This is a genomic window from Streptomyces sp. NPDC126499 (assembly GCF_040302485.1).
GTDB lineage: Bacteria > Actinomycetota > Actinomycetes > Streptomycetales > Streptomycetaceae > Streptomyces.
Window position 1 is genome coordinate 37,993 of sequence record NZ_JBEOUO010000008.1, and the last position, 25,379, is coordinate 63,371.

Consider the following 25,379-nt stretch of genomic DNA (forward strand, 5'->3'; position numbering starts at 1 on the left):
CGGACGTCCGTGGTGGACGCGCCGAACCTACCGGCCGGTGGCCGCCCGCTGTCAACACCCGTTTGACCTGCGGTGATGAACCGTCTCTGCAGAGCAACGGGACAGATCCGCAGGTCGCGGGCGAGCCCGGCGGAAGTCGAGCGGCGGTACGAAATGTCGTACGTCACTCGTTCGGCCGGACGAACACCGTCTGCCCCAGGACCACGGTCCGCAGGCAGACGGGCAGCTCGCCGCCGGGGGACAGATCGGGCAGACCGGGCGTCCCGGAGCGGGGGTCGGTCGACCAGCGGGCCACCCGGTCGTCCGGCGCCTGGACCACCAGCTCCCCGGTGCGCCAGATCGCGTAGTCGGCCGGCGCGCCGGGCACCAGGGTGCCCGCGTCGTCGCGGCCGACCGCGCGCCAGCCGCCCCGGGTGTGGGCGGTGAAGGCGGCGCGGACGGAGATCCGGTGCTCGGGCGTGCGGTGGAAGGCGGCGGCGCGCACGGTGCCCCACGGGTCGAGCGGGGTGACCGGGCTGTCGGAGCCGAAGGCGAGCGGCACGCCCGCGCGCAGCAGGGCGGCGTACGGGTTGAGGGTGCGGGCCCGCTCGGCACCGAGGCGGTCGGCGTACATGCCGTCCTCGCCGCCCCAGTACGCGTCGAAGGCCGGCTGCACGGAGGCGGTGAGGCCCAGCTCGGCGAAGGCGGCGATCGACTCGGGGCTGAGCATCTCCGCGTGCTCGACGCGGTGCCGGGCGGCCCTGATCCGGGCCAGGCCGAGCTTCTCGGAGGCGGCCCTGACGCCTTCGACGACCGCGTCGACGGCGGCGTCTCCGATGGCGTGGAAACCGGCCTGGAGACCGGCCTCGGTGCAGGCGACGACATGGGCGGCGACGGCGTCCGCGTCGAGGTGGGCGACGCCGGCGCCGGCACCGTCGGCGTACGGCTCGTGCAGGCAGGCGGTGTGGGAGCCGAGGGAGCCGTCGGCGAAGAGGTCGCCGGCCGCACCGAGGGCGCCGAGAGCGCGGGCCCGTTCGACGTCGAGGTCGGCCCAGTAGCCGACGACCCGGGGCCCGGGCTCGCTGCGGGCGAGGTCGAGCAGGCCGGTGAAGTCCTCCTCGGAGGAGATCTCGGGGCCGCCGCACTCGTGCAGCGTGCCGATGCCGAGGGAGGCGGCGTGCCGCCGGGCGGCGCGCTGGGCCTCGGTGCGCTGCCCGGGGGAGAGCGCGGCGTAGGCGGCGGCGCGGACGGCGTGGTGGGCGTCGCCGGTGAGGGGCTGCCCGTCGTGGAAGCCGGTGAGCGCGCGGACGCCGGGCACGAGGTCCAGCAGGGCGGTGGTGACGACGGCGGAGTGGACGTCGATGCGGGTGAGGTAGAGCGGGCGGCCGCCGGTGAGTTCGTCGAGCTCGGTACGGGTGAGCGGGCGGCGCTCGGGCCAGCGGGCGGCGTCCCAGCCGTGGCCGATGAGGATGCGGTCGGCGGGGCGGGCGGCGGCGTAGGCACGGATCGCGTCGGCCGCCTCGGTGAGGGAGGCGGCGGCGGACAGGTCGAGGCCGGTGAGCGCGAGGCCGGTGGCGGTGGTGTGCACATGGGCGTCGACGAAGGCCGGGGTGACGAGCGCGCCGTCCAGGTCGACCACCTCGTCCACGCCGGACGCGAAGGCGTCGGCCGCGCCCTCGGAGCCCACCCAGGCGACGTGTCCGCGCTCCACGACCATGGCGGTGGCGAAGGGGTCGGCGGGGCTGTGGACTTCTCCACCGCGCAGCAGCACGGTGCGGTGTTCGTACGCGCTCATGCGACCAGGCTAGGACCTGCCGGGACCCGCTTCGTCCGCCGGGGCCGCGCCCCGGCCGGTGCGGGTCCTAGATGCGGGGCGGTCTCGCCTCGTACGGGGTGGACAGGACGACCGTGGTGCGGCTGGAGACGTGGGCCTGGGAGCGGATGCGGCTGAGCAGGTGCTCGAGCTCCAGGGGGGTGGCGACGCGCACCTTGAGGATGTAGTTCTCCTCCCCCGCGACGCTGTGGCAGGCCTCGATCTCGGGGATGTCGGCGAGCCGGTCGGGGGTGTCGTCGGGGGCGCTGGGGTCGAAGGGTTTCACCGAGATGAAGGCGGTCAGCGGCAGGCCGACGGCCTCCGGGTCGACGACGGCGGCGTAGCCGCGGATGACTCCGCGCTGCTCCAGGCGGCGGACGCGCTGATGTACGGCCGAGGTGGACAGGCCGGTGGCCTTGCCCAGGTCGGTGTAGCTCATGCGCCCGTCCCTGACGAGCAACTCGACGATCTGACGATCCAGCTCCTCCATGCGGTGACCCTATTGCCCTGGAGGGGCGGGGGCACAGTCGGGAGGGCGCCGCATCCCAGAGTGTGGGCATCCGTGGGGCACCTGCGAGCGGCATGTGACGAACGCCACAGGTTTTGCGGGCGCTGGAGCGTGACCTCACGGTTATGCGGTCGACCGTATGGGAATTGCTTGCTGTGGTCGAGGCCACCCAGATCCGGCCGACCCGTTCCGAGGGGGAGATTCTCCATGCAGGAGCCTGTTGATTCCGTCGACACGTCCGACGAGCTCGACGCGTACGACACCTTTGAGATGTACCGGGTGATCTGCCCGGACTGCGAGCAGCCGATCGCGCTGCTCGCGGACGAGGACGTCCTGCCGGAGCACGCGCTCTGCCCGACGCCGTGGAACCCCTTCGTCCTGACGGTCTGCACCGGCACCGGCCGGCCCGCCGCCGACGCGCGTCCCGCGGACGAGACCCTGGAGGTCCAGGAGCAGGACACCGCCCTGCTCCTGACGCTCCCCCAGGGCCTGGACTGGCGGACGCAGCCGTTCTCGCACGTGGGCGGCCCGGGATCGCGGCCGATCAAGCGGGCGCAGCTGCGCCGCGCGGCCTGAGCCCCGCCCTCACCGGTAGCGCCCCTGCACCATCGCCGCGAGGCCGGCGTGGTGCAGGATCGGGCCGTCGGGTTCTCCGTCACCTCCGCCGCGCCGAAGTACGCCTGGCGGTAGGCGATCCGGAGCATGACGATCGCGTGCCGCAGCGCCGCGTACCCGGATCACGCCCGTGCGGTGACCGGCCTGGACGAAGCCGGCGGCCCTCCAGGGTGAGCCGGCCGCCGTGGCGGCGGGGCGGTGGCACGGGAGTTGACGGTGCGTCAGGTAGCGTACGAGGGCCAGAGGCGTGCAGGCGGGGAGCGGTGTCGGGGGTGGCCGGGGACGCCTCGAACTTCCGCGCGACGGCCCCGGGCGGTGACCGGGGAGCGGGCCGAAGCGTTGGTCCCGGCATGACCACGCTGTATACGGCACCCAGCGGATACGGCCGGCATCGACAGTCCGGGCCGCCCTTTGAAGAATCGGTTCAGCACGAGGTTTCCGCGCCGATGCCGCCCCCCGTACGTGCGGTGCCGGTGCCCACCCCGGTCCCGGGGCCCACCGTCGCGGCCACGTCCGTCCCGGCGGCAGGCGCCGCCCCGGGGCCCGCTGCCGCCGCGAGGCCCGCGACCGCGTCCACGGCGCACCACGCGCCCGCTCCCGCCCCGCACCTCGGCGACCCTCCGATCTACACGGCGATGCTCCACCTGTGGGCCAGCCACGGCAGGACCCTGCCGGGCCACCGCGACCAGGAGTGGAGCCGCCTCGCCGCCGGTCCCGTCTGGGCCGACCGCACCGTACGCGTCAACGGGACTCTGGTCCGGCAAGGTGACGCGCGATGACCACCCGCTGGATCTGATTCGTGCCCTCGACGATCTGGAGCATCTTCGCCTCGCGCAGAAACCGTTCGACCGGGAAGTCCGCGGTGTAGCCGTAGCCGCCGAGCACCTGCACCGCGTCCGTCGTGACCCGCATCGCCGCGTCCGAGCAGAACAGCTTCGCCATCGCCGCCTGCCGGCCGAACGGCAGGCCCTCGTCGCGCACCCGCGCCGCCTCCAGGTACAGGGCCCGGCCCGCCTCGACCTGGGTGGCCATGTCGGCGAGCAGGAAGCGCAGCCCCTGGAAGTCGGCGATCGGGCGGCCGAACTGGCGTCGCTCGCGCGCGTAGCCGACGGCCGTGTCCAGCGCCGCCTGCGCGAGGCCGACCGCACAGGCCGCGATGCCGAGCCTTCCCGAGTCCAGGGCGGCCAGGGCGATCGGGAAGCCCTGCCCCTCCGCTCCGATCCGCCGCGCGTCGGGGACGCGGACGCCGTCGAGGTGCACCTGGGCGGTGGGCGAGCCCTTCATCCCCATCTTCCGTTCCGGCGCCGCGGCGCTCAGGCCCGGCGCGTCGCCGGGCACCAGGAAGGCCGTGATCCCTTTCGGCCCCTCCTCGCCGGTCCGGGCCATCACGGTGTAGAAGTCGGCGATCCCGCCGTGGGTGATCCACGCCTTGGTGCCGTCGAGGACCCAGTCGTCGCCGTCCCGGACCGCCCGGGTGCGCAAGCCGGCCGCGTCGGAGCCCGAGGACGGCTCGGAGAGGCAGTACGCGCCGAGGAGACCGCCGCCGAGCATCGCCGGCAGGTGCGCGGCCCGCTGCTCCTCGGTGCCGAAGGCGGCCAGGGCGTGGCAGGACAGGCTGTGCACGCTGACCCCGAGGGCGACGGTGAGCCGGGCGGCGGCCAGCTCCTCCAGGACCTGGAGGTAGACGGTGTACGGCTGGTCGCCGCCGCCGTACGCGGAGTCGTACGGGAGCCCGAGCAGGCCCGAGGCCGAGAGCAGCGAGAAGAGTTCGCGGGGGAAGCGGCCGGCGGCCTCCTCCTCGGCGGCGCGGGGCGCGACCTCCCGCGCGGCGATCTCCCGGACCAGGGCGAACAGCTCCCGGGACTCCTCGGTGGGCAGCCGGCGTTCCACGGGCTGCGGGGCGCGGTCGGACATGGCGGCGCACTCCTCCCTCTCGCGGCCCCTCGGGCCGGGGCACTGCGCCCGATGCTGCCCCGGGGACGGTCGGACGCGGGGGCGGCAGGCGGCGGTGGCGGGTGGAGTATGCCCGTTCGGCGGCGCCCGCTCACGGACCGGCGCTCGTCCGGGTCGTGCGGGGCCCCTACCCGGTCACATCAGGCCGGCCTGGGTGACGAACATGGCCAGGACCACCACCAGGGTCCAGCCGAGGAGGTGTTCCAGGACCTTCGGTCCGTCGGTCTTCGGGCCGCCGGTGCGGACGCGGGCGCGGGCGGCGGCGTGGGAGGTCGCGGTCATGGCGCTCAGCCTGCCAGCCGCCCGGGCGCGGGGCAGCGACGCAGATCACGCCGGCCCCGGGCCCGGGAAGGGGTCAGTGGACCCCGACGGCGGCAAGCGCCTTGCGCTGCGCGGGAGTCGGCCGGTCGGGGAAGAAGAGGTAGCAGACCCCACCTGTGCCGGACACCACTTTGCCGTTGGCGTTGTACCGCTTGGTGCGCAGCCAGATGTTCTCCCACTCGCGCCGCCGGTAGACCCGGCGGACCGCCTCGTTGCTCGGCGAGGCGGGGTCGTTGGCGATCACGTCGCCGTCCGGGGTGAAGCCGATCACGGTCATGAGGTGGCCGGAGGTGCCGTAGCCCGCGCCGGTCAGCTCCTCCTTGCGGAAGGACTGGGAGGTGATGGCCGGGATGCCGGCCCCGATCAGGGTCTCCAGGTCGGTGAGCGTGCGCAGGCGGGTCACGACCGCGTTCATGTCGGGGTAGGAGGCGGCGTAGGCGGCGTTGAAGGACCAGTTGCCGCAGCCCTCGTACTGGTAGTCGTAGGTGAAGCGGGCCGCGTGGCAGACCTGGGGGTCGGCGAAGGCGGGGTTCACCCAGGCCAGGTCCTCGGGCGAGGGCCGCCGGCCCCAGTACTCGACGATCATCTGCGAGGAGGTGGGGCTGCACCAGGCCTCGCCGCCGTTGTCGTACTCCGGGTACTGGCCGATGTGGGTGTTCTGCGAGTAGCGCGGCACGATCAGCTCGTGGGCGAGGCCGGGCTCGGAGGCGGGCACGGTGAAGCGGTCCGGGATGTCCGAGGCCATCGCGCCGAGCCGCCACACCACCGGGGTGAGGGTCGTGCCGGGCCTGCGGTACAGGGTGAGGCGCAGCCGGTACGAGACGAGCCGCAGGCCGCTCGCCGGGTCGTCCACGGCGAAGGTGTCGGTCCAGACGGTGGCCCGGCCGTCGCTCTGGTCGTCGACCGAGGTGCGGCGGATGTCGGTGTCGCCGGCGGCCCAGCGGCCCATCACGAACCACGGCGTCGCGGTGCCGTCGCCGTAGGTGCCGGCCAGCTCGACCTGGAGCCAGGTGCCGGGCGGGGTATGGGCGTTCCAGGAGGTGACGACCTCGGTGGCGGGGACGGCGGAGGTGTGGAGGGGCGAGGTCCACACCGCGTACTCCCAGGCGGTGGTACGGCCGGTGTGCGGGTCGGTGTAGTCGGTGCGTCCGGCGGGGGTGTCGATGACCAGGCCGGGACGGTGGCCGGCGACGGCCCGGGTGCCGGCGGCGGTGCCGCAGCGCCAGTCGGTGTACGTGTTCCAGAAGCGGTTGTCGACCAGGCCGCCGGGCGCCGGGGCGTGGCCGCCCCTGGCCTCGTCGGGGCGGGCCGCGGTGTCGGGGCAGGCACCCGTCAGCGCGGCGGCGGGGGCTGCGGTGGCCGCTGCCGCGGCCGTGCCCGCGGCGGCCGCGAGGGCGGCGAGGACGGTTCTGCGGGGGGCCGGGGCGGGGGAAGGGGGCATGGGCGGTGACCCTCCAGTCGGTGGTGGCGAACGGACGGGCTGCGCGCCCACTATCGCGGCTCGCGGACGCGTTCTGCCAGCGATTCGACGCGTGCCGCCCGAGCAATATTGGTCTCGACCGATGGCATCGCGGGCGGCGCTGACCTGCGGCGTCCGGCTCCGGCCCGCTCGCCTACCCTGGGGCCATGAACGACCTGGACCGCGTGGCCGCCCGCCTGCTCCGGCTGCCGCCCTCCTGCGGCCCGGTGCGGCTCGTCGCGGTCGACGGTCACGCGGGTTCCGGCAAGTCCACGCTCGCCGCACGGCTCTCCGCGGCGCTCGACGGGGCCCCCGTGCTGCACCTCGACGACCTCGCCACCCACGCGGAGCTCTTCGCGTGGACGAGCCGGATGCTCGGCCAGGTGATCGGGCCGCTCTCCCGGGGCGAGACGGCGTTGTATCACCCGTACGACTGGAGTCTGCGCGTCTTCGGACCGCCCAGGGAGCTGCCCCCGGCGCCGGTGGTGCTGGTGGAGGGGGTGGGGGCCGGGCGGCGGGAGCTGCGGCCGTTCCTGGCGGCGCTGCTGTGGATGGAGCGCGGCCCCGAGGAGTCCTGGGCGCGCGGCCGGCGCCGTGACGGCCCCGCCCTCTCCTCCTTCTGGGACGGCTGGACGGTGGCGGAGACTCGCCATTTCGCGGCGGACCCCTCACGGCCGTTCGCCGATACGTTGGTACGGGAGCGAGCCGAGGGGTACGAGTGGCTCCCGGGGCCTTCTGTGGCAGCAGGCCCGCACCAGATCATCACCCAACGTGATGACTCCCCTGCCGCAAACTGAGCAGCCGGAAGTCCACTTCCGCAAGTGCCCCAACTCGGCTTGACCCAAGGGGCGTACAGGTCTTACGTTCTGAATGTGCGGCTCTTCGGAAACCGCCGCGGACGCGAAGCCCCCGGTTGTTCCCCCGTGATCGGGGGCTTCGTTCTGCCCTTGCGCTCACCGAGGGTCACGACGCGCGGGCCGGCGACGGATCGCGTCGATCACGGCCGATCGGTGCCTTCTCCCTCTTCACGCACCCCCTGCGCAGGTACGATGCCCCTCGGTGCGGTCAGTTCCCGTCCACGTGTAGACGGTTGTGGGGGACCCGAATGGACTTCGGCACACAGGGCACGCATGCCCCCGCCGAGCTCGCCTGGCTACGCGGAGTCGACGCCTACACGATGGGCGCCTATCCGCAGGCCGAGGAGGAGTTCCGTACGGCGGTGCGCATCGATCCCGGCATGGCCGACGGCTGGCTCGGTCTGCACGCGCTGCGGGTCGACACGACGACCGCCCTGCTGCGGATGTACCGCAACCGCGAGAGGTTCGGCGAGCAGCGGGCCCGGCACCGCCGGTATCTCAACTCCTGGTACTGGCTGGGCTGGTGGGTGCAGCCGGTGCTGGAGAGCCCGCGCGATCTGCTGCTCGCGCACGCCTCGCACTGGCTCGACGGCCGCCACGTCCCCGAGCTCGACCGGGCGCTCGCCGGCCTGCCGCCGGTCGACACCGACCCGCAGGTCCGCTTCCTGCACGCCTGCCGCTCCTATCTGGTGAAGGACTGGGAGCAGCTGGTGCGGCACACCGAGCCGCTGGTCGACGATCCGATGCTCGGCATCGAGGCGGGGCTCTTCGGCGGCATGGCCCGGGTGCGTCTGGAGATGTACGGGCAGGCCGAGCCGCTCCTCGCGACGGCGCTCATGCGCTGCCGCAGCGAGCAGCCGCAGCGCAAGGAGCTGCGTTACTGGCTGGCCCGGGCGCACGAGGGCACCGGCCGCACCGCCGCCGCACTGCCCCTGTACCGGGCGGTGCACCGGATCGACCCGTCCTTCATGGACACGGCGGCCCGGCTCGCGGCCATCGCCGAGTACGACGGCTTCGAGGGGCCGGACGACCCGGTGGGGCTGGCGCCCGCGATGTACGGCGGGCTCGGCCAGGACACGGTGGACGGCGAGCGCGCCGACCCGGAGGTCCCGGCCGGTGACGGCCTGCTCCTGAAGCCGGAGGCCGTGCCGCCGCCCGTACCCGCTCCCCCGGAGCCGCCCGACGTGGTGCGCCAGAAGGCCGCGGTCCCGCGGCAGCCGGTGCCACCGCGCTTCCCGGCCAGCCCCACGGACCCGGCGCTGCTCGCCGAGGCGCTCGACGAGCTGGAGCGGATGGTCGGCATGGAGCCGGTCAAACGGCAGGTGAAGGCGCTGTCGGCACAGCTGGAGATGGCCCGGCTGCGGGCGGGGCAGGGTCTTCCGGTCCAGCCGCCGAAACGTCACTTTGTCTTCTCCGGCCCCTCCGGCACCGGGAAGACCACCGTGGCCCGCATCCTCGGCCGGGTCTTCTACGCTCTCGGGCTGCTCGGCGGGGACCATCTCGTGGAGGCCCAGCGGGCCGACCTGGTCGGCGAGTTCCTGGGGCAGACCGCCGTCAAGGCGAACGAGCTGATCGACTCGGCGGTCGGCGGGGTGCTCTTCGTCGACGAGGCCTACTCGCTCTCCAACACCGGATACAGCAAGGGTGACGCCTACGGCGACGAGGCCCTCCAGGTCCTCCTGAAGCGCGCCGAGGACAACCGCGACCACCTGGTGGTGATCCTGGCCGGCTACCCGGAGGGGATGGACCGGCTCCTCGCCACCAATCCCGGGCTCTCCTCCCGCTTCACGACCCGGGTCGACTTCCCCTCGTACCGCCCGCGCGAGCTCACGGCGATCGGTGAGGTGCTCGCCGCCGCCAACGGCGACGGCTGGGACGAGGAGGCCCTTGAGGAACTGCGCTCGATCAGCGCGCACGTGGTCGAGCAGGGCTGGATCGACGAGCTCGGCAACGGCCGCTTCCTGCGCACCCTGTATGAGAAGTCCTGCGCCTACCGCGATCTGCGGCTGTCCGGCTACCCGGGCACCCCGAGCCGCGAGGACCTCGCCACGCTGCGGCTGCCGGATCTGATGCAGGCGTACGGGGAGGTGCTGTCGGGCCGCGGTCCGGCGAACCGGGGCCCGCAGGAACCGCCGGGGATCTGAGGCGGGGGGGGTCCGGTCCGCAGATCGGATCCAGGATCCAGCATCCAACGGACCGGATCCACCGGTGCCCGGATCGGATCCACGATCCAGGAACCAACGGACCGGATCCACCGAGCGCAGATCGGATCCAGGATCCGATATCCAGGCAACGGTCGGATCCAGGATCCGATATCCAGGTCACGGGTCGGATCCTGGATATCGGATATGGGATCCCACGCCGCTCAGCGCGTCAGCGCCTCCGCCGGCCTCGACGGCTGCGCCGGCGACGGCGCCTGAGGCGACTGCGGCTGCGGTTCCTGGACCTGCGGAGCCGGACCCTGCGGAGCCTGGGACCGCGGCGTCGGCCGTGGCGGCGACACCATCCGGTGGGCCGGGTCGCGGACCTCGCCCACCAGCGTCTCCAGGACGTCCTCCAGGGCGACGAGGCCGAGCACCCGCCCCGAGGCGTCCGCCACCTGGGCCAGGTGGGTCGCGGCCCGGCGCATCACCGTGAGCGCGTCGTCCAGCGGCAGCTCGGCCCGGAGCGTGGCCATCGGCCGCCAGACCTGCTGCGGCACCGCCCGTTCCGCCTCCTCCAGGTCGAGGACGTCCTTCACGTGCACGAAGCCCATGAAGCCGCCGCTCCGGCCCTCGCCGCGTACCGGGAAGCGGGAGTAGCCGGTGCGGACCGTCAGCTCCTCGATCTCGCGCGGGGTGACGGACGGGGAGACCGTCACCAGCGAGGCCGAGGGGATGAGGACGTCCGTCACCGGGCGGGTGCCCATCTCCAGGGCGTCCTCCAGGCGTTCCTGCTCGGCCGGGTCGAGGAGTCCGGCCTGGCCGGCGTCCTCGACGAGCCGGCCGAGCTGGGAGCTGGTGAAGACGGCCTCCACCTCGTCCTTCGGCTCGACCCCGAAGGCCCGCAGGACGACCCGGGCACAGGCGCCCAGCGCGCGGGTCACCGGCCGGCAGAGCCGGGCGAAGCCGACGAGGGCGGGGGCGAGCCACAGCGCGGTCCGCTCGGGGTCGGCCATGGCGAGGTTCTTCGGGACCATCTCGCCGATCACCAGGTGGAGGAAGACCACCGCGGCGAGCGCGAGCACGTACCCGAGCGGATGGATCAGGCTCTCCGGCACGCCCACGGCGTGGAAGACGGGTTCGAGCAGACGGGCCACGGTCGGCTCGGCCACCGCGCCGAGGGTCAGCGAGCAGACGGTGATGCCGAACTGGGCGGCGGCCATCATCTGCGGCAGGTTCTCCAGGCCGTACAGGACCTGGCGGGCCCGTTTGCCGCCCAGCGGCTCGATCTGGCTGCGCCGCACGGAGACCAGCGCGAACTCGGCGCCGACGAAGAAGCCGTTGGCGAGGACCAGCAGGACGGCGAAGAGCAGGGGGAGCAGACTCATCGGGCCGCCTCCGCCGTGACCGGCACCGGGGCGGTGCGGGTGATCCGCACCCGTTCGGCGCGGTAGCGGTCCACCTGGCGCACGGAGAGCCGCCAGCCGGGCAGTTCGGCCCGGTCGCCCGGGGCGGGGATGCGCCCGAGCAGATCGGCGACGAGCCCGGCGACCGTCTCGTACGGCCCCTCGGGCACGTCGAGGCCTATCCGGTGCAGGGTGTGCACCCGGCAGGAGCCGTCCGCCTCCCAGCTCTGCGAGCCGTCCTCCGAGGGCACGGCGGCCAGCTCGGGCCGTTCGTCGGCGGCCGTGTCGTGCTCGTCGCGGACCTCGCCGACGAGCTCCTCGACGATGTCCTCCAGCGTGACGACCCCGGCGGTGCCGCCGTACTCGTCGACGACGACGGCGATCGGCTGCTCCCGGCGCAGCCGCTCCAGGAGCGTGCGGGCCGGCAGGGACTCGGGGACGAGCAGCGGCGGGACGGCGATCCGGCCCACGGGGACGCGGTGCCGCTCGTGCGGGGCGACGGCGAGGGCGTCCTTGAGGTGGACCATGCCGACGATCTCGTCGATCCGTTCGCGGTAGACCGGGAACCGGGACAGGCCGGTGGCCCGGGTGAGGTTGACGACGTCGGCCGCGGTGGCGTCCGACTGCAGGGCGCTCACCTTCACCCGCGGGGTCATGAGCTGCTCGGCGGTGAGCCCGCCGAAGGACAGCGTCCGTACGAAGAGGTCGGCGGTGTCCTGTTCGAGGGCGCCGGCCCGCGCGGAGTGGCGGGCGAGGGCGACGAGCTCGCCCGGTGTGCGGACCGAGTCGAGCTCGTCCGCCGGTTCCACGCCGAACAGCCGGACGAGCCGGTTGGCGACGGTGTTGAGCAGGGTGATCACGGGCCGGAACAGGGTGGCGAAGACGTGCTGCGGTCCGGCGACGAACCGGGCCACCTGGAGCGGCCGGGAGACCGCCCAGTTCTTGGGCACGAGTTCGCCGACCACCATCTGCACGGCCGACGCGAGCAGCATGCCGACGACCACGGCTATGCCGGAGACGGCCCCGGCGGGCAGTCCGGTCGCGGTGAGCGGCCCGTCGAGCAGCCGGGCGAGCGCGGGCTCGGCGAGCATGCCGGTGACGAGCGAGGTGAGGGTGATGCCGAGCTGGGTGCCGGAGAGCTGGAAGGACAGCTCGCGCAGCGCCCTGACGACGCCGCGGGCCCGGCGGTCGCCTTCGGCGGCGGCGCGCTCGGCGTCGGCGCGTTCCACGGTCACGAGGCCGAACTCGGCGGCCACGAAGAAGCCGTTGGCGAGGATCAGGAGGAAGGCTGCGGCGAGCAGCAGCAGAGAGACGATCATGCCGCCGCCTCCGAGGTGGAGGGGGCGGCGCAGGTACTACCGGACGATCCGTCCATTGCCGGAGGGAGTCACTCCTCGGGTCGAAGGGCGGCCTCGCGGGCCGCCGGCGGCGGCCCTGCACAACACGCGAGGCGGTGGTGCCACTCGGCACCACCGCCTCAAGAGTAGTCACGCCCGTGCCGTCACGGGCAGGGGGTCGGCCCCGTATGGGGGACGAACGGGGGACGTCTGCGGGTCGGACCGGGGTGTCAGACCGTCCCGGCGGACTCGGCTCCGGTGCCCCTGGACTCGGCGAGGGCGCGCAGGGCGCGGGCGTCCCGGATGGCCTGCTGCTTGGCGATTCCCGGCTGGATGCCGAGGGCCGGCAGGCTGGTGCCGTCGCTCAGATCGAGGAAGACCCAGGGGTCGCCGGGGCGCAGGTTGACCCGGAGGATCTCCGCCCACGCGAGTCGGCGTGTCCGGGTGATGTTGACGACCGTGACGCCCTCGTCGTCGGCGACGACCTTGGGGCGGCTGAGCAGCACCAGGACGCCGAGGAAGAGCGCGGCGGTGAAGACGAAGCTGACCCGCTCCGCCGGGCTGAGCCGCTCCAGCATCATCGCGACGACGGTGATGACGACGAACATCACCACCCCGATCGTCAACAGGACCGCCCGGGTGCGGCCGGGACGGAAGGTGGCCGGGAGGTCGGGGGCGGTGGCGTCGGACATGGGGTTCCTAGCAGTGCGGGTGCGTGCGGGCAGCGGGTGCCTGCGGACGGCGGGCGCGCGCCTCGCAGGCGGCCGGTCAGAGGCGGCAGGCGTGGATGGCCGTGGTCAGGATCGCACGGGCACCCAGCTCGTACAGGTCGTCCATGACCTTCTGCGCCTCCTTGGCGGGGACCATCGCGCGGACGGCGACCCAGCCCTCGTTGTGCAGCGGCGAGACGGTGGGCGACTCCAGGCCCGGGGTGAGGGCGACGGCCTGCTCCAGGTGCTCGGCGCGGCAGTCGTAGTCCATCATCACGTAGCTGCGGGCGACGAGGACGCCCTGGAGGCGGCGCAGGAACTGCTGGACCTTGGGGTCGTCGGTCGGGGCGCCGGTGCGCCGGACGACGACGGCCTCGGAGGTGAGGATCGGCTCGCCGATGACCTCCAGGCCGGCGTTGCGCAGGCTGGTGCCGGTCTCGACGACGTCGGCGATGATCTCGGCGACACCGAGCTGGATCGCGGTCTCGACTGCGCCGTCGAGGTGGACGACGGAGGCGTCGACGCCCTGCTCGGCGAGGTGCTTGGCGACGATGCCCTCGTAGGAGGTGGCGATCGTCATCCCGTGGAAGTCCCCGGGGCCGCTCGCGGTGCCGGGCCGGGTGGCGTAGCGGAAGGTGGAGCGGCCGAAGTTCAGCGGCAGGATCTCCTCGGCGTTGGCGCCGGAGTCCAGGAGCAGGTCACGGCCGGTGATGCCGATGTCGAGCCGGCCGGACGCCACGTAGATCGCGATGTCCTTCGGGCGAAGGTAGAAGAACTCCACGTCGTTGTCGGGGTCGACGGTGACGAGCTCCTTGGACTCCTTGCGCTGCCGGTAGCCCGCCTCATGGAGCATCTCCATCGCAGGTCCGGAGAGTGAACCCTTGTTGGGGACGGCGATGCGCAGCATGGGGTGGGCTTCCTTTGCCTCAGGAGTTCGGGGGGTGTGCGGTGCTCGGTGCTCAGAGGTGGGCGTAGACGTCGTCGAGGGAGATCCCGCGGGCGACCATCATCACCTGGACGTGGTACAGCAGCTGCGAGATCTCCTCGGCGGCGGCGTCCTTGCCTTCGTACTCGGCGGCCATCCAGACCTCGGCGGCCTCCTCGACGACCTTCTTGCCGATGGCATGGACGCCCTTGCCGACCAGTTCCGCGGTGCGGGAGGTCGCCGGGTCGCCGGTCTCGGCCTTGAGCTTGAGCTCGGCGAAGAGCTCTTCGAAGGTTTTGTTCGCCATGATGTCCTAAGAGTACGGGGTGTGAGAAGGCGGGCGCGCAGCGCCTCCATCAGGGGTGGTGGCCGGGTGACGGGCGGGCTCTCAGCGCCAGGGTTCGCTGACCGTGCGCAGCGTGGTCGCGGTGGCGACGGCGGCGGTGACGGCCTCGTGGCCCTTGTCCTCGGAGGATCCCTCGAGGCCGGCCCGGTCGAGGGCCTGCTCCTCGTTGTCGACGGTCAGGACGCCGAATCCGACGGGTACGCCGGTGTCGATCGAGACCTGGGTGAGGCCGTGGGTGACGCCCTGGCACACGTACTCGAAGTGCGGCGTTCCGCCGCGGATGACGACGCCGAGCGCCACGATGGCATCGTAGCCGCGGCCGGCGAGGACCTTGGCCACGACGGGGAGCTCGAAGCTGCCGGGGACGCGCAGCAGGGTGGGCTCGTCGATGCCGAGCTCGGCGAGGGCCCGCAGGGCGCCGTCGACGAGGCCGTCCATGATCTTCTCGTGCCACTGGGCCGCGATGACCGCGACGCGGAGGTCGCCGCAGTTCTTCACGCTGAGGACGGGTGCGCCCTTGCCGCTCATGTTGCTCCTTGCCGAATCGTTCGTGGGTACGGATTACGCGGATTCACTGGTTGCCGCAGGTGGCGGCCGGGGAGCCGTCGAGCCAGGGCAGGTCGTGGCCCATCCGGTCGCGCTTGGTGCGCAGGTAGCGGAGGTTGTGCTCGCCCGCCGTGACGGGCATGGGCTCGCGGCCCTCGACCTTCAGGCCGTGGCGGGTGAGGGCGTCGATCTTGTCGGGGTTGTTGGTCATGAGCCGGAGGCTGCGGACCCCGAGGTCGGCGAGGATCTGGGCGCCGGCCGCGTAGTCGCGGGCGTCGGCGGGCAGGCCGAGCTCCAGGTTGGCGTCGAGGGTGTCGCGGCCGCGCTCCTGGAGTTCGTAGGCGCGCAGCTTGGACAGCAGGCCGATGCCGCGGCCCTCGTGGCCGCGCAGATAGACGACGACGCCGCGGCCGGTCTCGGTGATGCGGTCCATGGAGGCCTGGAGCTGGGGGCCGCAGTCGCAGCGCAGCGAGTGGAAGACGTCGCCGGTCAGGCACTCGGAGTGGACCCGGACCAGGACGTCCTCGCCGTCGCCGATCTCGCCGTGGACGAGGGCGACGTGCTCGACGCCGTCGACGGTGGAGCGGTAGCCGTACGCGGTGAACTCGCCGTGCGCCGTGGGCAGGTGGACCTCGGCCTCGCGGCGGACGGTGGGCTCGGCGGAGCGGCGGTAGGCGATCAGGTCCTCGATGGAGATGATCGTCAGGCCGTGCTTGCGGGCGAAGGGGATCAGCTCGGGCAGCCGCAGCATGACGCCGTCCTCGCCGGCGATCTCGACGATCGCGCCGGCGGGGCGGAGTCCGGCGAGGCGGGCGAGGTCGACGGCGGCCTCGGTGTGGCCGTTGCGGACCAGGACGCCGCCTTCCCTGGCGCGCAGCGGGAAGATGTGGCCGGGGCGGACGAAGTCGCCGGGCTCGTAGTCGCCGCTGGCGAGCATGCGCAGGGTGGTGGCGCGGTCGGCGGCGGAGATGCCGGTGGTGACGCCGTGGGCGGGGGCCGCGTCGACGGAGACGGTGAAGGCGGTCTTCATCGACTCCGTGTTGTGGTCGACCATCTGCGGCAGCTGCAGGCGTTCGAGCTCGTCGCTCTCCATGGGGGCGCAGATCAGGCCGCGGCACTCGCTCATCATGAAGGCGACGACCTCGGGGGTGGCCATCTCGGCGGCGATGACGAGGTCGCCCTCGTTCTCGCGGTCCTCGTCGTCGACGACGACGACGGGGCGGCCCGCGGCGATGTCGCGGATGGCCTGCTCGACGGGGTCGAGGGCGAGGTCGGTGGCGTCGAACAGGAGGGGTGCCGTGCTCATGCCGCTGCTCCTTCCAGGGCGGGAGCGGTGCGCGTCCGGAGCCACCAGTCGCGCATGCCCCAGATGACGAGGGCGAAGTAGACGAGGTAGACCAGGCCGGAGAAGGCGAGGCCGCTGTTGAAGGCGAGGGGGACGCCGACGAGGTCGACGAGGAGCCAGGCGAACCAGAACTCGACCAGGCCGCGGGCCTGGGCGACCATCGCGACGAGGGTGCCGACGAAGATGTACGCGTCGGCCCACGGGCTCCAGGAGAGCGACGGGTAGAGGGTGAACAGGCCGCCGACGGCGAGGGTGCCGAGGACGGCGCCGGCGAGGAGCAGTCCGCGCTCCTTCCAGCTGGCGAAGCGGACGGCGATGGAGCCGTCCTGAGCCTGCTGCCGGCCGCGGTTCCACTGCCACCAGCCCCAGGCGGCGACGCCGATGACGAGGAGCTGCTTGCCGACGCCGCCGGAGAGGTGGGCGGAGGCGTAGGCGCCGACGAGGATGACGCCGGAGAGCAGCTGGGCGGGCCAGGTGAGGATGGAGCGGCGCCAGCCGAGGGCCAGGGCGATCAGACCGATCGTGTTGCCGATCATGTCGGACCACATGATGTGCTGGTCGAAGACGGTGAACGCCTCGGAGTTGAGCCAGTTCACTTGACGGTCTCCTGCGCGTTCGGGCCGAGCAGCCGCTCGACGTACTTGGCGATGACGTCCACTTCGAGGTTGACCGGGTCGCCGGGCTGCTTGATGCCGAGCGTGGTCAGGGCGAGGGTGGTGGGGATGAGGCTGATGGTGAACCAGTCGTCGCCGACCTCGACGACGGTGAGGCTGACGCCGTCGACGGTGATGGAGCCCTTCTCGACGACGTAGCGGGCGAGCGCGGCGGGCAGGCCGACCTTGACGATCTCCCAGTGCTCGGAGGGGGTGCGCGCGAGGATCGTGCCGGTGCCGTCCACGTGTCCCTGGACGATGTGGCCGCCGAGGCGTCCGCCGACGGCCATGGGCCGCTCCAGGTTGACCCGGGAGCCGGTCTCCAGGGCGCCGAGGGAGGACCGCTTGAGGGTCTCGGCCATCACGTCGGCGGTGAACTCCCCCTCGCCGCAGTCGACCACGGTGAGGCAGACGCCGTTGACGGCGATCGAGTCGCCGTGCCGGGCACCCTCGGTGACGAGGGGGCCGCGCAGGCGGAAGCGGGAGGCGTCCGCCAGCTGCTCGACGGCGACGACCTCGCCCAGCTCTTCGACGATTCCGGTGAACACGGTCAGGCTCCCTTGGCGGTGGCGGAGGTGGCGGGGGTGGCAGAAGTGGCGGAGGGGGTGGCCGCGGGGACGGCGGTGACGCGGATGTCGGATCCGATGCGGACGGTCTCGGTGATGTCGAGCCGCAGCGCGTCCGTGATCGTGGTGATTCCGGCGTCGGCGAGGGCGGCGGGGCCGGCGCCGAGGAGGACGGGGGCGAGATAGCCGACGACCTGGTCGACGGCGCCCGCGGCGAGGAAGGCGCCCGCGAGGGTGGGGCCGCCTTCGAGGAGGACGGAGCGGACGCCCTGCTGGTGGAGCGCGGCGAGGAGCTCGCCGATGTCGAGGCCGCCGCCGGGTGCGCGGGGCAGGCGCCAGGTCTCGGGGAAGTGCGTGGTCTCCTCCGGGATCAGGTCCTCGGCCACGGCGATCACGGTGCGGGCGGCGTCGTCGAGGACCCGGGCGCCCGGCTTCACCGCGCTCGCCTCGGTGTCGACGACGACCCGCAGGGGCTGGACGGCGTCGTCGATGCCGCGTACCGCGAGGTGGGGGTCGTCGGCGCGGGCGGTGCCGGAGCCGACGACGACGGCGTCGGACTCGGCGCGCAGCCGGTGGACGTCGGCGCGGGACTCGGCGGAGCTGATCCAGCGGGAGGTGCCGTCGGCGGCGGCGATCCGGCCGTCGAGGGTGGCGGCGTACTTCCAGCGCACGAAGGGGCGGCCGCGGCGGACGGAGGTGAGCCAGGCGATGTTGCCGGCCTCGGCCTCCTCGGCCAGGAGGCCGTGCGTGACCTCGACGCCGGCCGCGCGCAGGGTGTCGGCACCGCCGGTGGCCTGCGGGTTCGGGTCGCCGACCGCGTAGACGACGCGGGCGATCCCGGCCTCGATCAGGGCCTGGGCGCAGGGGCCGGTGCGGCCGGTGTGGTTGCAGGGTTCGAGGGTGACGTAGGCGGTGCCGCCGCGGGCCAGGACGCCGGCCTCGCGCAGGGCGTGGACCTCGGCGTGCGGGCCGCCGGCGCGCTGGTGCCAGCCTTCGCCGACCTGGTGGCCGGAGGCGTCGGTGACGACGCAGCCGACGACCGGGTTGGGGCTGGTGGAGCCGAGACCGCGGGCGGCGAGCGCGATCGCGCGTCGCATGGCGGTGATGTCGGCCTGCTGGGCCACCGGGTCCTCCTGCCTCTTCGGGCACGGACTCCGGGGCCTGTCGATGACGACAGAGAGCGGGTACGACGGCTCGCGCAGGGTGCGCGTGGGCCTGCCGGTCCCCGGTACGCCGCCACGGCACCTGTGCCGATACGGCGACCAGCGGACGTACGGCCGGCACACCCCTGGTGAGGGTCGCCCGCCGCGCACTGCCTCCCATCCGGACTTTCACCGTCGGTCCAGGAATCTCACCTGGTCAACCGGCCGCTGGCTGCGGACGGGTCGCGGACTATACCGCCGGTTCGGAATTACACCGACCCCGGAGTGCGCTGCTGCTGATACAGGGCCAGTGTGCCACGGCCGGACGGCGGCCATGCGGGTGAGGCCCTGTGGGCTGGCTCACAGAGCGCCACGCCCCCGTCACGGGATCGGCGGGCGACCACTCCGGAATTCCTCCTTGGTCCAGACCTATTGACGCACTGGTCTAGTCCTCTTAATCTCCGTGTCACCTCCGAGGTACGGCCCGCCGGTGTGCGCACTCCACGGGCCCAACACGATCCACCCCCTTGTTCGTTGTTGTGCTCTGCCGACCTCCCCTGGAGGAACCGACCGTGCTGTCCCCCACCAAGAAGAGGGCCTCGCTGCTCGCTTCCGGCGCCGCCGTCGCCGGACTGCTGATCAGCTCGCTCTCCGGCGGCGTCTCGCACGCCGCCGACAACGAGAGCTGTCGCCCCGACGGCCTGTACAAGACGCCCGGCGTCGACGTCCCGTACTGCTCGGTCTACGACACCGAGGGCCGCGAGAAGATGGGCGCGGACCACCAACGCCGGGTCATCGGCTACTTCACCGGCTGGCGCACCGGCAAGAACGGCGAGCCCGCCTATCTGGCCAAGGACATCCCGTGGGACAAGATCACCCACATCAACTACGCCTTCGGCCACGTCGGCGGCGACAACAAGCTCTCCGTGGGCGCGGACGGCCCGGGCAACGCGGCCACCGGGATGACCTGGCCCGGTGTCGCGGGCGCCGAGATGGACCCGGCGTACGCCTACAAGGGCCACTTCAACCTGCTCAACAAGTTCAAGAAGCAGCACCCGGACGTCAAGACGCTGATCTCGGTCGGCGGCTGGGCGGAGACCGGCGGCTACTTCGACGACAACGGCACCCGGGTGAACTCCGGCGGCTTCTACTCGATGGCGACCAACGCCGACGGGTCGGTCAACCAGGCCGGGATCGAGACGTTCGCGAACTCGGCCGTCGACTTCATCCGGAAGTACGGCTTCAACGGCGTCGACATCGACTACGAGTACCCGACGACGATGAAGGACGCCGGCAACCCGCTCGACTGGCAGCTCGCCAACGCGCGCCGCGCCGGCCTCGTCCAGGGCTACGCCGCCCTGATGAAGTCCCTGCGCGAGAAGCTCGACCGGGCCGGCGCCGCCGACGGCAAGCACTACCTGCTGACCGTCGCCGCGCCCTCCTCCGGCTACCTGCTGCGCGGCATGGAGACCTTCCAGGTCCAGAAGTACCTGGACTACGTCAACATCATGTCCTACGACCTGCACGGCGCCTGGAACGAGTACGTCGGCCCCAACGCCTCGCTCTTCGACGACGGCAAGGACGCCGAGCTGGCCGCCGCGAACGTCTACGGCTCCGCGCAGTACGGCGGCATCGGCTACCTCAACACCGACTGGGCGTACCACTACTTCCGCGGCTCCATGCCGGCCGGCCGGATCAACATCGGCCTGCCCTACTACACCCGCGGCCACAAGAACGTGCAGGGCGGCACCGACGGTCTGTGGGGCAAGGCCACCGCGACCGGCTGCCCGGCCGGCTCGGGCCTGACCAAGTGCGGTGACGGCGCCGTCGGCATCGACAACCTGTGGCACGACAAGGACACCAACGGGCAGGAGTCGCCCGCCGGTTCCAACCCGATGTGGCACGCCAAGAACCTGGAGAAGGGGATCGTCGGCGACTACGTCACCACATACGGCTTCCCCGCGAACACCACGCTGACCGGCACCTACGTCCGCAAGTACGACTCCACGCTGGTCGCGCCGTGGCTGTGGAACGCCCAGAAGAAGGTCTTCCTGTCCACCGAGGACGAGCAGTCCGTGGCCGCCAAGGCCGACTACGTCGTCAGCCGGGGCATCGGTGGCACGATGGTCTGGGAGATGGCCGGCGACTACGACTGGAACGCCGCCAAGGGCCAGTACGAGATGGGCGACACCCTCACCTCGCTGATGTACGACAAGTTCAAGGCGGCCACCCCGTACGGCGCGAAGAAGTCCAACAAGGCGCTGCCGACCCAGGCCGTGAACGTGGGCGTCGAGTTCACCGACTTCAAGCTCGGCGACTCCAACTACCCGATCACGCCGAAGATCAGGATCACCAACCACACGAAGACGACGCTGCCGGGCGGCACCGAGTTCCAGTTCGACTACGCGACCGCCGCGCCGGGCAACGCCTCCGACCAGTCCGGCTTCGGCACCAAGGTGATCAGCAGCGACCACACGGGCGGCAACGTCGGCGGCCTGAAGGGCGACTTCCACCGGGTCTCGCTGAAGCTCCCGGCCTGGCAGTCGCTGGCCCCGGGCGCGACCGTCGACCTGTCGTTCAACTACTACCTGCCGGTCTCGACCCCGTCGAACTGGACGGTGACCGTCAACGGCACGACGTACGCGCTCGCCGGCGACCTGGCGCGCGGCACGACGGTCGTGGAGCCGGGCGGCTCGACCCCGACGCCCACCCCGACGCCGACGCCGACCGGCCCGACGCCCACGCCGACCCCCACCCCCACGCCCACGCCCACGGGCGGCACCTGCACCGCCCCGGCGTACGTGGCGGGCACGATCTACAACGCGGGGAACCTCGTCTCCCACAAGGGCCGCACCTGGAAGGCCCAGTGGTGGACCCAGAACGAGGAGCCGGGCACGACCGGCGAGTGGGGCGTCTGGAGGGACCAGGGCGCCTGCTGATCCGCACGACCCGATGACCCCCGGCGGCGGTCCGACGGCCCTTGGCCGCCGCCGGGCCCCCCGCCCCGCGCCGCGCTCCCCCGTCCGGAGCGCGGCGCGGGTGCGTGACCCGCGCGTCTTTCCCGACGACTCGCCCCGCCAGGCGGCTGGCACACCCACCGCCCGTCGCGGTTCAGCGTGGTTCAGTGCCGGCGACGGCGGACGGCGGCGACGGCCCAGGCGGCGAGCGCGGATGCCGCCAGACCCGCCGCGAGAGCCCGGCCGCGCCCCGGCGCGGGGAGCAGCAGGTCACGCGCGCGGTCGAACGCGCTCAGCGGGATGCCGGCCAGGGCGTTGGCCGGCGGGCGGCGCGGCACGGCCGGGTGAGGGCGGGTGGGTGCGGTACGGCGCACGCTCTCCCAGGTGGTGCCGAGGCGCCGCAGCCGGGCGGCGTCGTTGCCCAGCGCCTCCTGGAGCCGGGGCAGCAGCACGTCCTCCTCGTCCCGGATGTCCTGGCGGATCAGGGAGAATGCGGCGGTGACCAGCCGGTCGTGCCGGGGGGCCGCCGGATCGGTCGACCGGATCTCGGCCACGAGGTCGTTGATCCGCTGGTGCTCCTCCTCGACCTGGGAGGTCAGCGCCTCACCGTCGGGGGCGAGCCTGCGCAGGGCCGGCCACAGCACGGTCTCCTCGGCGAAGGCATGGCTGAAGGTGAGCTGGACGATGTCGTGCAGCGTCGCCCGGCGTTCCGGAGGCGTCAGCCCGTCGGACTCGTAGCGCCGCATGAGGCGGTCGAGCTCCGCGTGGTCCCGGCGCTGGCGGGCCAGGACGCTGGATGTGCCGCCGAGCTGTTCGAGGCTCTGCTGCGCGAGGGAACGGGACATCGGGCACTCCTTGGGTCGTGTGCGCGGGTACGGGGCGGGCCGGTCAGGACGCCGGGGCCGCGCCGGGCGAGCTCATGCGCCGGGCCGGATCACGGCGCGGACGCACCCGGCCCTCGTGTGCCGGACCATGCCGTAGGTCTGCGGCGCCTGGTCGAGCGGGAGGCTGTGCGCCGCGCCTGCCCAGGAGGCCCGTGGACAAACGGGACGTCGCCCCGGACGGAGGCCCCGGGCGCATGGGCCCGTGGACCGACGGTGCGCCGCCCCGGACGGACGCCCCGGGCCCAGGAGGACGCAGATCCCGGTGCGGGCGGTGCGCCCGTCGCCGGGACAGCGCCTCCGGGCCAGGGGGTGCGGGCCTGTGCGGACGGTGCGCCCGTCGCCGGGACCGCGCCTCCGGCCCAGGGGGTGCGGGCCTGTGCGGACGGTGCGCCCGTCGCCGGGGGCGCGGCGCCTACGGGAACAGGGCGTCCTGCGCCGCGTCGCGGGCGGTCAGCAGGGCGCCGCGCAGGATGGCGGTGTCGCCGAGGGTGGTGGCGCGGACCTCGGTGCGCAGCGGGGACAGTTCGGCGAGGCGGGCCTCGACACGGGCGGCGAGCTCCGGGCCGCCCCGGTGACCGGTCTCGCCGGCGAGGACCACGCACCCGGGGTCGAGGACGGCCGCGACGGCGGCCGCGCCGATGGCGAGCCGGTCGGCGAGGGCGTCGAGGAAGGGGCCGTCACCGGTCTCCAGGGCGGTGGCCGGGTCGAGGCCGTGGCCGCGTGCGAGGGCGTCGACCGCGGCGGCGCAGGCCAGCTCGTCGAAGCCGCCGTCGCAGCCGTGGGCGGAGGGCAGCCCGGAGGTGCCCGGCACCGGCAGGAAGCCGATCTCGCCCGCTCCCCCGGAGGCGCCGCGGCGCAGCCGTCCGTCGAGGACGACGGCCGCGCCGACGCCCTGGCCGAGCCAGAGCAGCACGAAGGTGTCGCGGTCCGCGCGGGCGGCTCCCTCGCGCAGTTCGGCGACGGCGGCGAGGTTGACCTCGTTCTCCACCAGGACGGTGGCGGGCAGCCGCTGCCGCAGGGCGGCGATCAGGCGCCGGTGCCATTCGGGCAGCTTCGCGGTGTCCCGCAGCTGCCGGGTCGCCGGGTCGATGAGGCCGGGGGCGCCGACGGCCACGCTGTGCAGCCGGGCGGCGCCGGCCTTCGCCGCGGTGCGTTCGAGCAGGGCGACGGCCTGGTCGGCGGCGGGGCCCGGGGCGGCGCCCTCGCCGATCGGCAGGGACGCCTCGGCGAGGGTGGTGCCGAGGAGGTCGGCGACGACGACGGTGACGGAGCGGGTGCGCACGTCGAGGGCGGCGAGGTGGGCGCGGTCGGCGACGATCCCGTACAGCTTGGCGTTGGGGCCGCGGCGCTCGGCGCCGGACTCGCCGACGACATGGACGAGGCCGGAGCTGCGCAGCCGCTCGACGAGGTCGGCGACGGTGGGGCGGGAGAGCCCGGTGAGGGTCTTCAGCTGGGTCGCCGTCAACGGGCCCTCGTCCTGGAGCAGTCGCAGGGCGAGCCGGTCGTTGATGGCCCGGGCGGTGCTCGGGGATGCGGCCATGCGGGGATCCTCTCAGACGAACTCGGACTTCCGTTCCCCTCCGTCCACTATTTATCAGGCAGGGTCCCTGATAGTTTACGGCGAGATCACGACCCAGGGAGGGACCATGGCGGCGGAGACCGTCTTCAGCACCGAACGGCTGCGCCGGGCCAGGTTCGCCGTCGCCGCCGTCTTCTGCGTCCACGGCGCGGTCACGGGCAGCTTCGCCACCCGCATCCCGTGGATCCAGGAGCACGCCGGCGTCAGTCCGGGCCAGCTGGGGCTCGCCCTCGCCTTCCCCGCGATCGGTGCCTCGCTCGCGATGCCGCTGGCGGGCGCGATCAGCCATCGCTTCGGCGCCCGCACCGCGCTGCGCGGACTGCTCGCGCTGTGGACCCTGTCGCTGGTCCTGCCGTCCCTCGCGCCGAACGTCTACGGCCTGTGCGCGGCCCTCTTCGTCTACGGCGCCACCGCCGGCATGTCCGACGTGGCCATGAACGCGCTCGGCGTCGAGACGGAGAACCGGCTCGGCCGCTCGATCATGTCCAGCCTGCACGGCATGTGGAGCGCCGGCGCCCTGATCGGCTCGGCGGCGGGCACCGTCGCCGCCCACCTCGGGGGCGACGCCCGTCTGCACCACCTGCTCGCGGCCGTGGTCCTGACCGTGCTCGGCCTCGTCTGCTGCCAGGGCGTGCTCGACCTGCAGAGCGCGCCCGAGGAGGAGGCGCCGCCGCGCTTCTCGCTGCCCCCGAAGTCCGCGCTCGTCATCGGCGCCATCGGCTTCTGCGGGGTGTTCGCGGAGGGCGCGAGCCTGGACTGGTCGGCGGTCTACCTCAAGGAGGAGCTGGGCACCTCGGCCGGTCTGGCCGCCGCGTCCACCACCGCCTTCGCGCTCACCATGGCCGTGGCGCGTCTGGTCGGCGACCGGGTGGTGGACCGTTTCGGCGCGGTGCGCACCGTACGCGTCGGGGGCCTGGCGGCCACGCTCGGCGGGCTCCTCGTGGTGTTCGCCCCGCACGCGGCCCTCGCCCTGACCGGTTTCGGCCTGCTCGGGCTCGGCGTCGCGGTGGTCGTCCCCCTGGCCTTCGCCGCCGCGGGACGCAGCGGCCCGAACCCCAGCCAGGCCATCGCGGGCGTCGCCACCATCACGTACACCTCGGGCCTCATCGCCCCGTCCGCGATCGGCGGCATCGCCGACGCGACCTCGCTGGCCTTCTCCTTCGGCCTGGTCACCCTGCTCGCGTTCGGTCTGGTCCTGGGCGCGGGCGTGCTGCGGCCGGGCGGCCGGAGCACGCCCGGCACCACGGCCGGGACCGGGGCGGCGACGGCCGGCTCCTCGGAAGGGATCCGCTGACCTGCGGGCCACTACCATATGGCTGAACTTTTTCGGTCCCGGC

23 protein-coding genes, 1 pseudogene and 1 riboswitch are annotated in these 25,379 nt (G+C 73.3%); of the genes and pseudogenes, 6 read left to right on the plus strand and 18 right to left on the minus strand.

From position 1 onward, the window contains the following. Positions 1-163: 163 nt before the first annotated feature. A complete protein-coding gene (locus ABTZ91_RS13655) occupies positions 164-1,774 on the minus strand; it encodes an amidohydrolase (RefSeq protein WP_352077322.1) in 1,611 nt (536 codons plus the stop codon). Between the two features lie 67 nt (positions 1,775-1,841). Continuing rightward, positions 1,842-2,282 carry an Lrp/AsnC family transcriptional regulator gene (locus ABTZ91_RS13660; RefSeq protein WP_352077323.1) on the minus strand — a complete coding sequence of 147 codons (441 nt, stop codon included), beginning with the start codon at positions 2,280-2,282 and terminating at the stop codon, positions 1,842-1,844. Positions 2,283-2,507: 225 nt separating this feature from the next. Between ABTZ91_RS13660 and ABTZ91_RS13665 the strand changes: the two genes are divergently transcribed. After that, entirely contained in the window at positions 2,508-2,876 is a 369-nt protein-coding gene (locus ABTZ91_RS13665) for a hypothetical protein (RefSeq protein ID WP_352077324.1), read from the plus strand. Between the two features lie 9 nt (positions 2,877-2,885). Here the strand turns inward: ABTZ91_RS13665 and ABTZ91_RS13670 are convergent. Further along, positions 2,886-3,031 (minus strand): annotated as a pseudogene (locus ABTZ91_RS13670) (phosphotransferase family protein); the annotation flags it as partial. 330 nt (positions 3,032-3,361) lie between these two features. On the opposite strand from ABTZ91_RS13670, the gene ABTZ91_RS13675 reads away from it, so the two are divergent. Continuing rightward, positions 3,362-3,694 carry a hypothetical protein gene (locus ABTZ91_RS13675; RefSeq protein WP_352077325.1) on the plus strand — a complete coding sequence of 111 codons (333 nt, stop codon included), beginning with the start codon at positions 3,362-3,364 and terminating at the stop codon, positions 3,692-3,694. Here ABTZ91_RS13675 and ABTZ91_RS13680 read toward each other — a convergent pair. From ABTZ91_RS13680 to ABTZ91_RS13690, 3 genes are all read right to left on the minus strand, one after another. After that, positions 3,657-4,829: an acyl-CoA dehydrogenase family protein gene (locus ABTZ91_RS13680; RefSeq protein WP_352077326.1), complete on the minus strand. Its 1,173-nt coding sequence runs from the start codon at positions 4,827-4,829 to the stop codon at positions 3,657-3,659. The two genes, ABTZ91_RS13675 and ABTZ91_RS13680, sit on opposite strands and share 38 nt — an antisense overlap. A 174-nt stretch (positions 4,830-5,003) precedes the next feature. Continuing rightward, positions 5,004-5,150, minus strand: coding sequence for an SCO1431 family membrane protein (locus ABTZ91_RS13685; RefSeq protein ID WP_352077327.1), 147 nt, complete (start codon positions 5,148-5,150; stop codon positions 5,004-5,006). Positions 5,151-5,223: 73 nt separating this feature from the next. Continuing rightward, positions 5,224-6,630: a peptidase C39 family protein gene (locus ABTZ91_RS13690; protein ID WP_352077328.1), complete on the minus strand. Its 1,407-nt coding sequence runs from the start codon at positions 6,628-6,630 to the stop codon at positions 5,224-5,226. 185 nt (positions 6,631-6,815) lie between these two features. Here ABTZ91_RS13690 and ABTZ91_RS13695 point away from each other — a divergent pair, with 185 nt between their 5' ends. Both ABTZ91_RS13695 and ABTZ91_RS13700 read left to right on the plus strand, forming a co-directional pair. Then, a complete protein-coding gene (locus ABTZ91_RS13695; protein WP_352077329.1) occupies positions 6,816-7,445 on the plus strand; it encodes a hypothetical protein in 630 nt (209 codons plus the stop codon). A 308-nt stretch (positions 7,446-7,753) separates the two neighbouring features. Next, a complete protein-coding gene (locus ABTZ91_RS13700) occupies positions 7,754-9,649 on the plus strand; it encodes an AAA family ATPase (RefSeq protein WP_352077330.1) in 1,896 nt (631 codons plus the stop codon). 221 nt (positions 9,650-9,870) lie between these two features. Here ABTZ91_RS13700 and ABTZ91_RS13705 read toward each other — a convergent pair whose 3' ends face one another. The 10 genes from ABTZ91_RS13705 to ribD all read right to left on the minus strand — a co-directional run bounded on the left by ABTZ91_RS13705 (position 9,871) and on the right by ribD (position 18,604). Continuing rightward, complete coding sequence (locus tag ABTZ91_RS13705; RefSeq protein ID WP_352077331.1) at positions 9,871-11,034, minus strand: CNNM domain-containing protein; 1,164 nt, start codon at positions 11,032-11,034, stop codon at positions 9,871-9,873. Then, positions 11,031-12,371: a hemolysin family protein gene (locus ABTZ91_RS13710; protein WP_352077332.1), complete on the minus strand. Its 1,341-nt coding sequence runs from the start codon at positions 12,369-12,371 to the stop codon at positions 11,031-11,033. The genes ABTZ91_RS13705 and ABTZ91_RS13710 overlap by 4 nt, the downstream gene beginning before the upstream one ends. A 248-nt stretch (positions 12,372-12,619) precedes the next feature. Next, complete coding sequence (locus ABTZ91_RS13715) at positions 12,620-13,081, minus strand: PH domain-containing protein (protein WP_352077333.1); 462 nt, start codon at positions 13,079-13,081, stop codon at positions 12,620-12,622. A gap of 76 nt (positions 13,082-13,157) precedes the next feature. Beyond that, positions 13,158-14,006 (minus strand): ATP phosphoribosyltransferase, encoded by an 849-nt coding sequence (gene hisG, locus ABTZ91_RS13720; protein WP_352077334.1) that lies wholly within the window; start codon positions 14,004-14,006, stop codon positions 13,158-13,160. Positions 14,007-14,058: 52 nt separating this feature from the next. Further along, entirely contained in the window at positions 14,059-14,331 is a 273-nt protein-coding gene (locus tag ABTZ91_RS13725) for a phosphoribosyl-ATP diphosphatase (protein ID WP_352077335.1), read from the minus strand. 81 nt (positions 14,332-14,412) lie between these two features. Then, positions 14,413-14,898, minus strand: coding sequence for a 6,7-dimethyl-8-ribityllumazine synthase (gene ribH, locus ABTZ91_RS13730; protein WP_189512609.1), 486 nt, complete (start codon positions 14,896-14,898; stop codon positions 14,413-14,415). A 43-nt stretch (positions 14,899-14,941) separates the two neighbouring features. Continuing rightward, the gene (locus ABTZ91_RS13735) at positions 14,942-16,222 is read right to left on the minus strand and encodes a bifunctional 3,4-dihydroxy-2-butanone-4-phosphate synthase/GTP cyclohydrolase II (RefSeq protein ID WP_352077336.1); all 1,281 of its coding nucleotides are present in this window, start codon (positions 16,220-16,222) and stop codon (positions 14,942-14,944) included. Then, a complete protein-coding gene (locus ABTZ91_RS13740) occupies positions 16,219-16,809 on the minus strand; it encodes a nicotinamide mononucleotide transporter family protein (protein ID WP_352077569.1) in 591 nt (196 codons plus the stop codon). Before ABTZ91_RS13740 ends, ABTZ91_RS13735 begins: the two co-directional genes overlap by 4 nt. A gap of 44 nt (positions 16,810-16,853) precedes the next feature. Beyond that, complete coding sequence (locus ABTZ91_RS13745; protein WP_352077337.1) at positions 16,854-17,462, minus strand: riboflavin synthase; 609 nt, start codon at positions 17,460-17,462, stop codon at positions 16,854-16,856. A gap of 2 nt (positions 17,463-17,464) precedes the next feature. Beyond that, complete coding sequence (gene ribD / locus ABTZ91_RS13750; RefSeq protein WP_352077338.1) at positions 17,465-18,604, minus strand: bifunctional diaminohydroxyphosphoribosylaminopyrimidine deaminase/5-amino-6-(5-phosphoribosylamino)uracil reductase RibD; 1,140 nt, start codon at positions 18,602-18,604, stop codon at positions 17,465-17,467. 181 nt (positions 18,605-18,785) lie between these two features. Then, positions 18,786-18,915: riboswitch (FMN riboswitch) on the minus strand. Positions 18,916-19,194: 279 nt separating this feature from the next. Between ribD and ABTZ91_RS13755 the strand changes: the two genes are divergently transcribed. Further along, positions 19,195-21,561 carry a chitinase C-terminal domain-containing protein gene (locus tag ABTZ91_RS13755; RefSeq protein ID WP_352077339.1) on the plus strand — a complete coding sequence of 789 codons (2,367 nt, stop codon included), beginning with the start codon at positions 19,195-19,197 and terminating at the stop codon, positions 21,559-21,561. Between the two features lie 182 nt (positions 21,562-21,743). Here the strand turns inward: ABTZ91_RS13755 and ABTZ91_RS13760 are convergent, their stop codons facing one another. Next, complete coding sequence (locus ABTZ91_RS13760; protein ID WP_352077340.1) at positions 21,744-22,424, minus strand: hemerythrin domain-containing protein; 681 nt, start codon at positions 22,422-22,424, stop codon at positions 21,744-21,746. Positions 22,425-22,875: 451 nt separating this feature from the next. Beyond that, complete coding sequence (locus ABTZ91_RS13765; protein ID WP_352077341.1) at positions 22,876-24,003, minus strand: ROK family transcriptional regulator; 1,128 nt, start codon at positions 24,001-24,003, stop codon at positions 22,876-22,878. Positions 24,004-24,109: 106 nt separating this feature from the next. Between ABTZ91_RS13765 and ABTZ91_RS13770 the strand changes: the two genes are divergently transcribed. Beyond that, complete coding sequence (locus tag ABTZ91_RS13770) at positions 24,110-25,336, plus strand: MFS transporter (protein ID WP_352077342.1); 1,227 nt, start codon at positions 24,110-24,112, stop codon at positions 25,334-25,336. Positions 25,337-25,379: the final 43 nt, after the last annotated feature.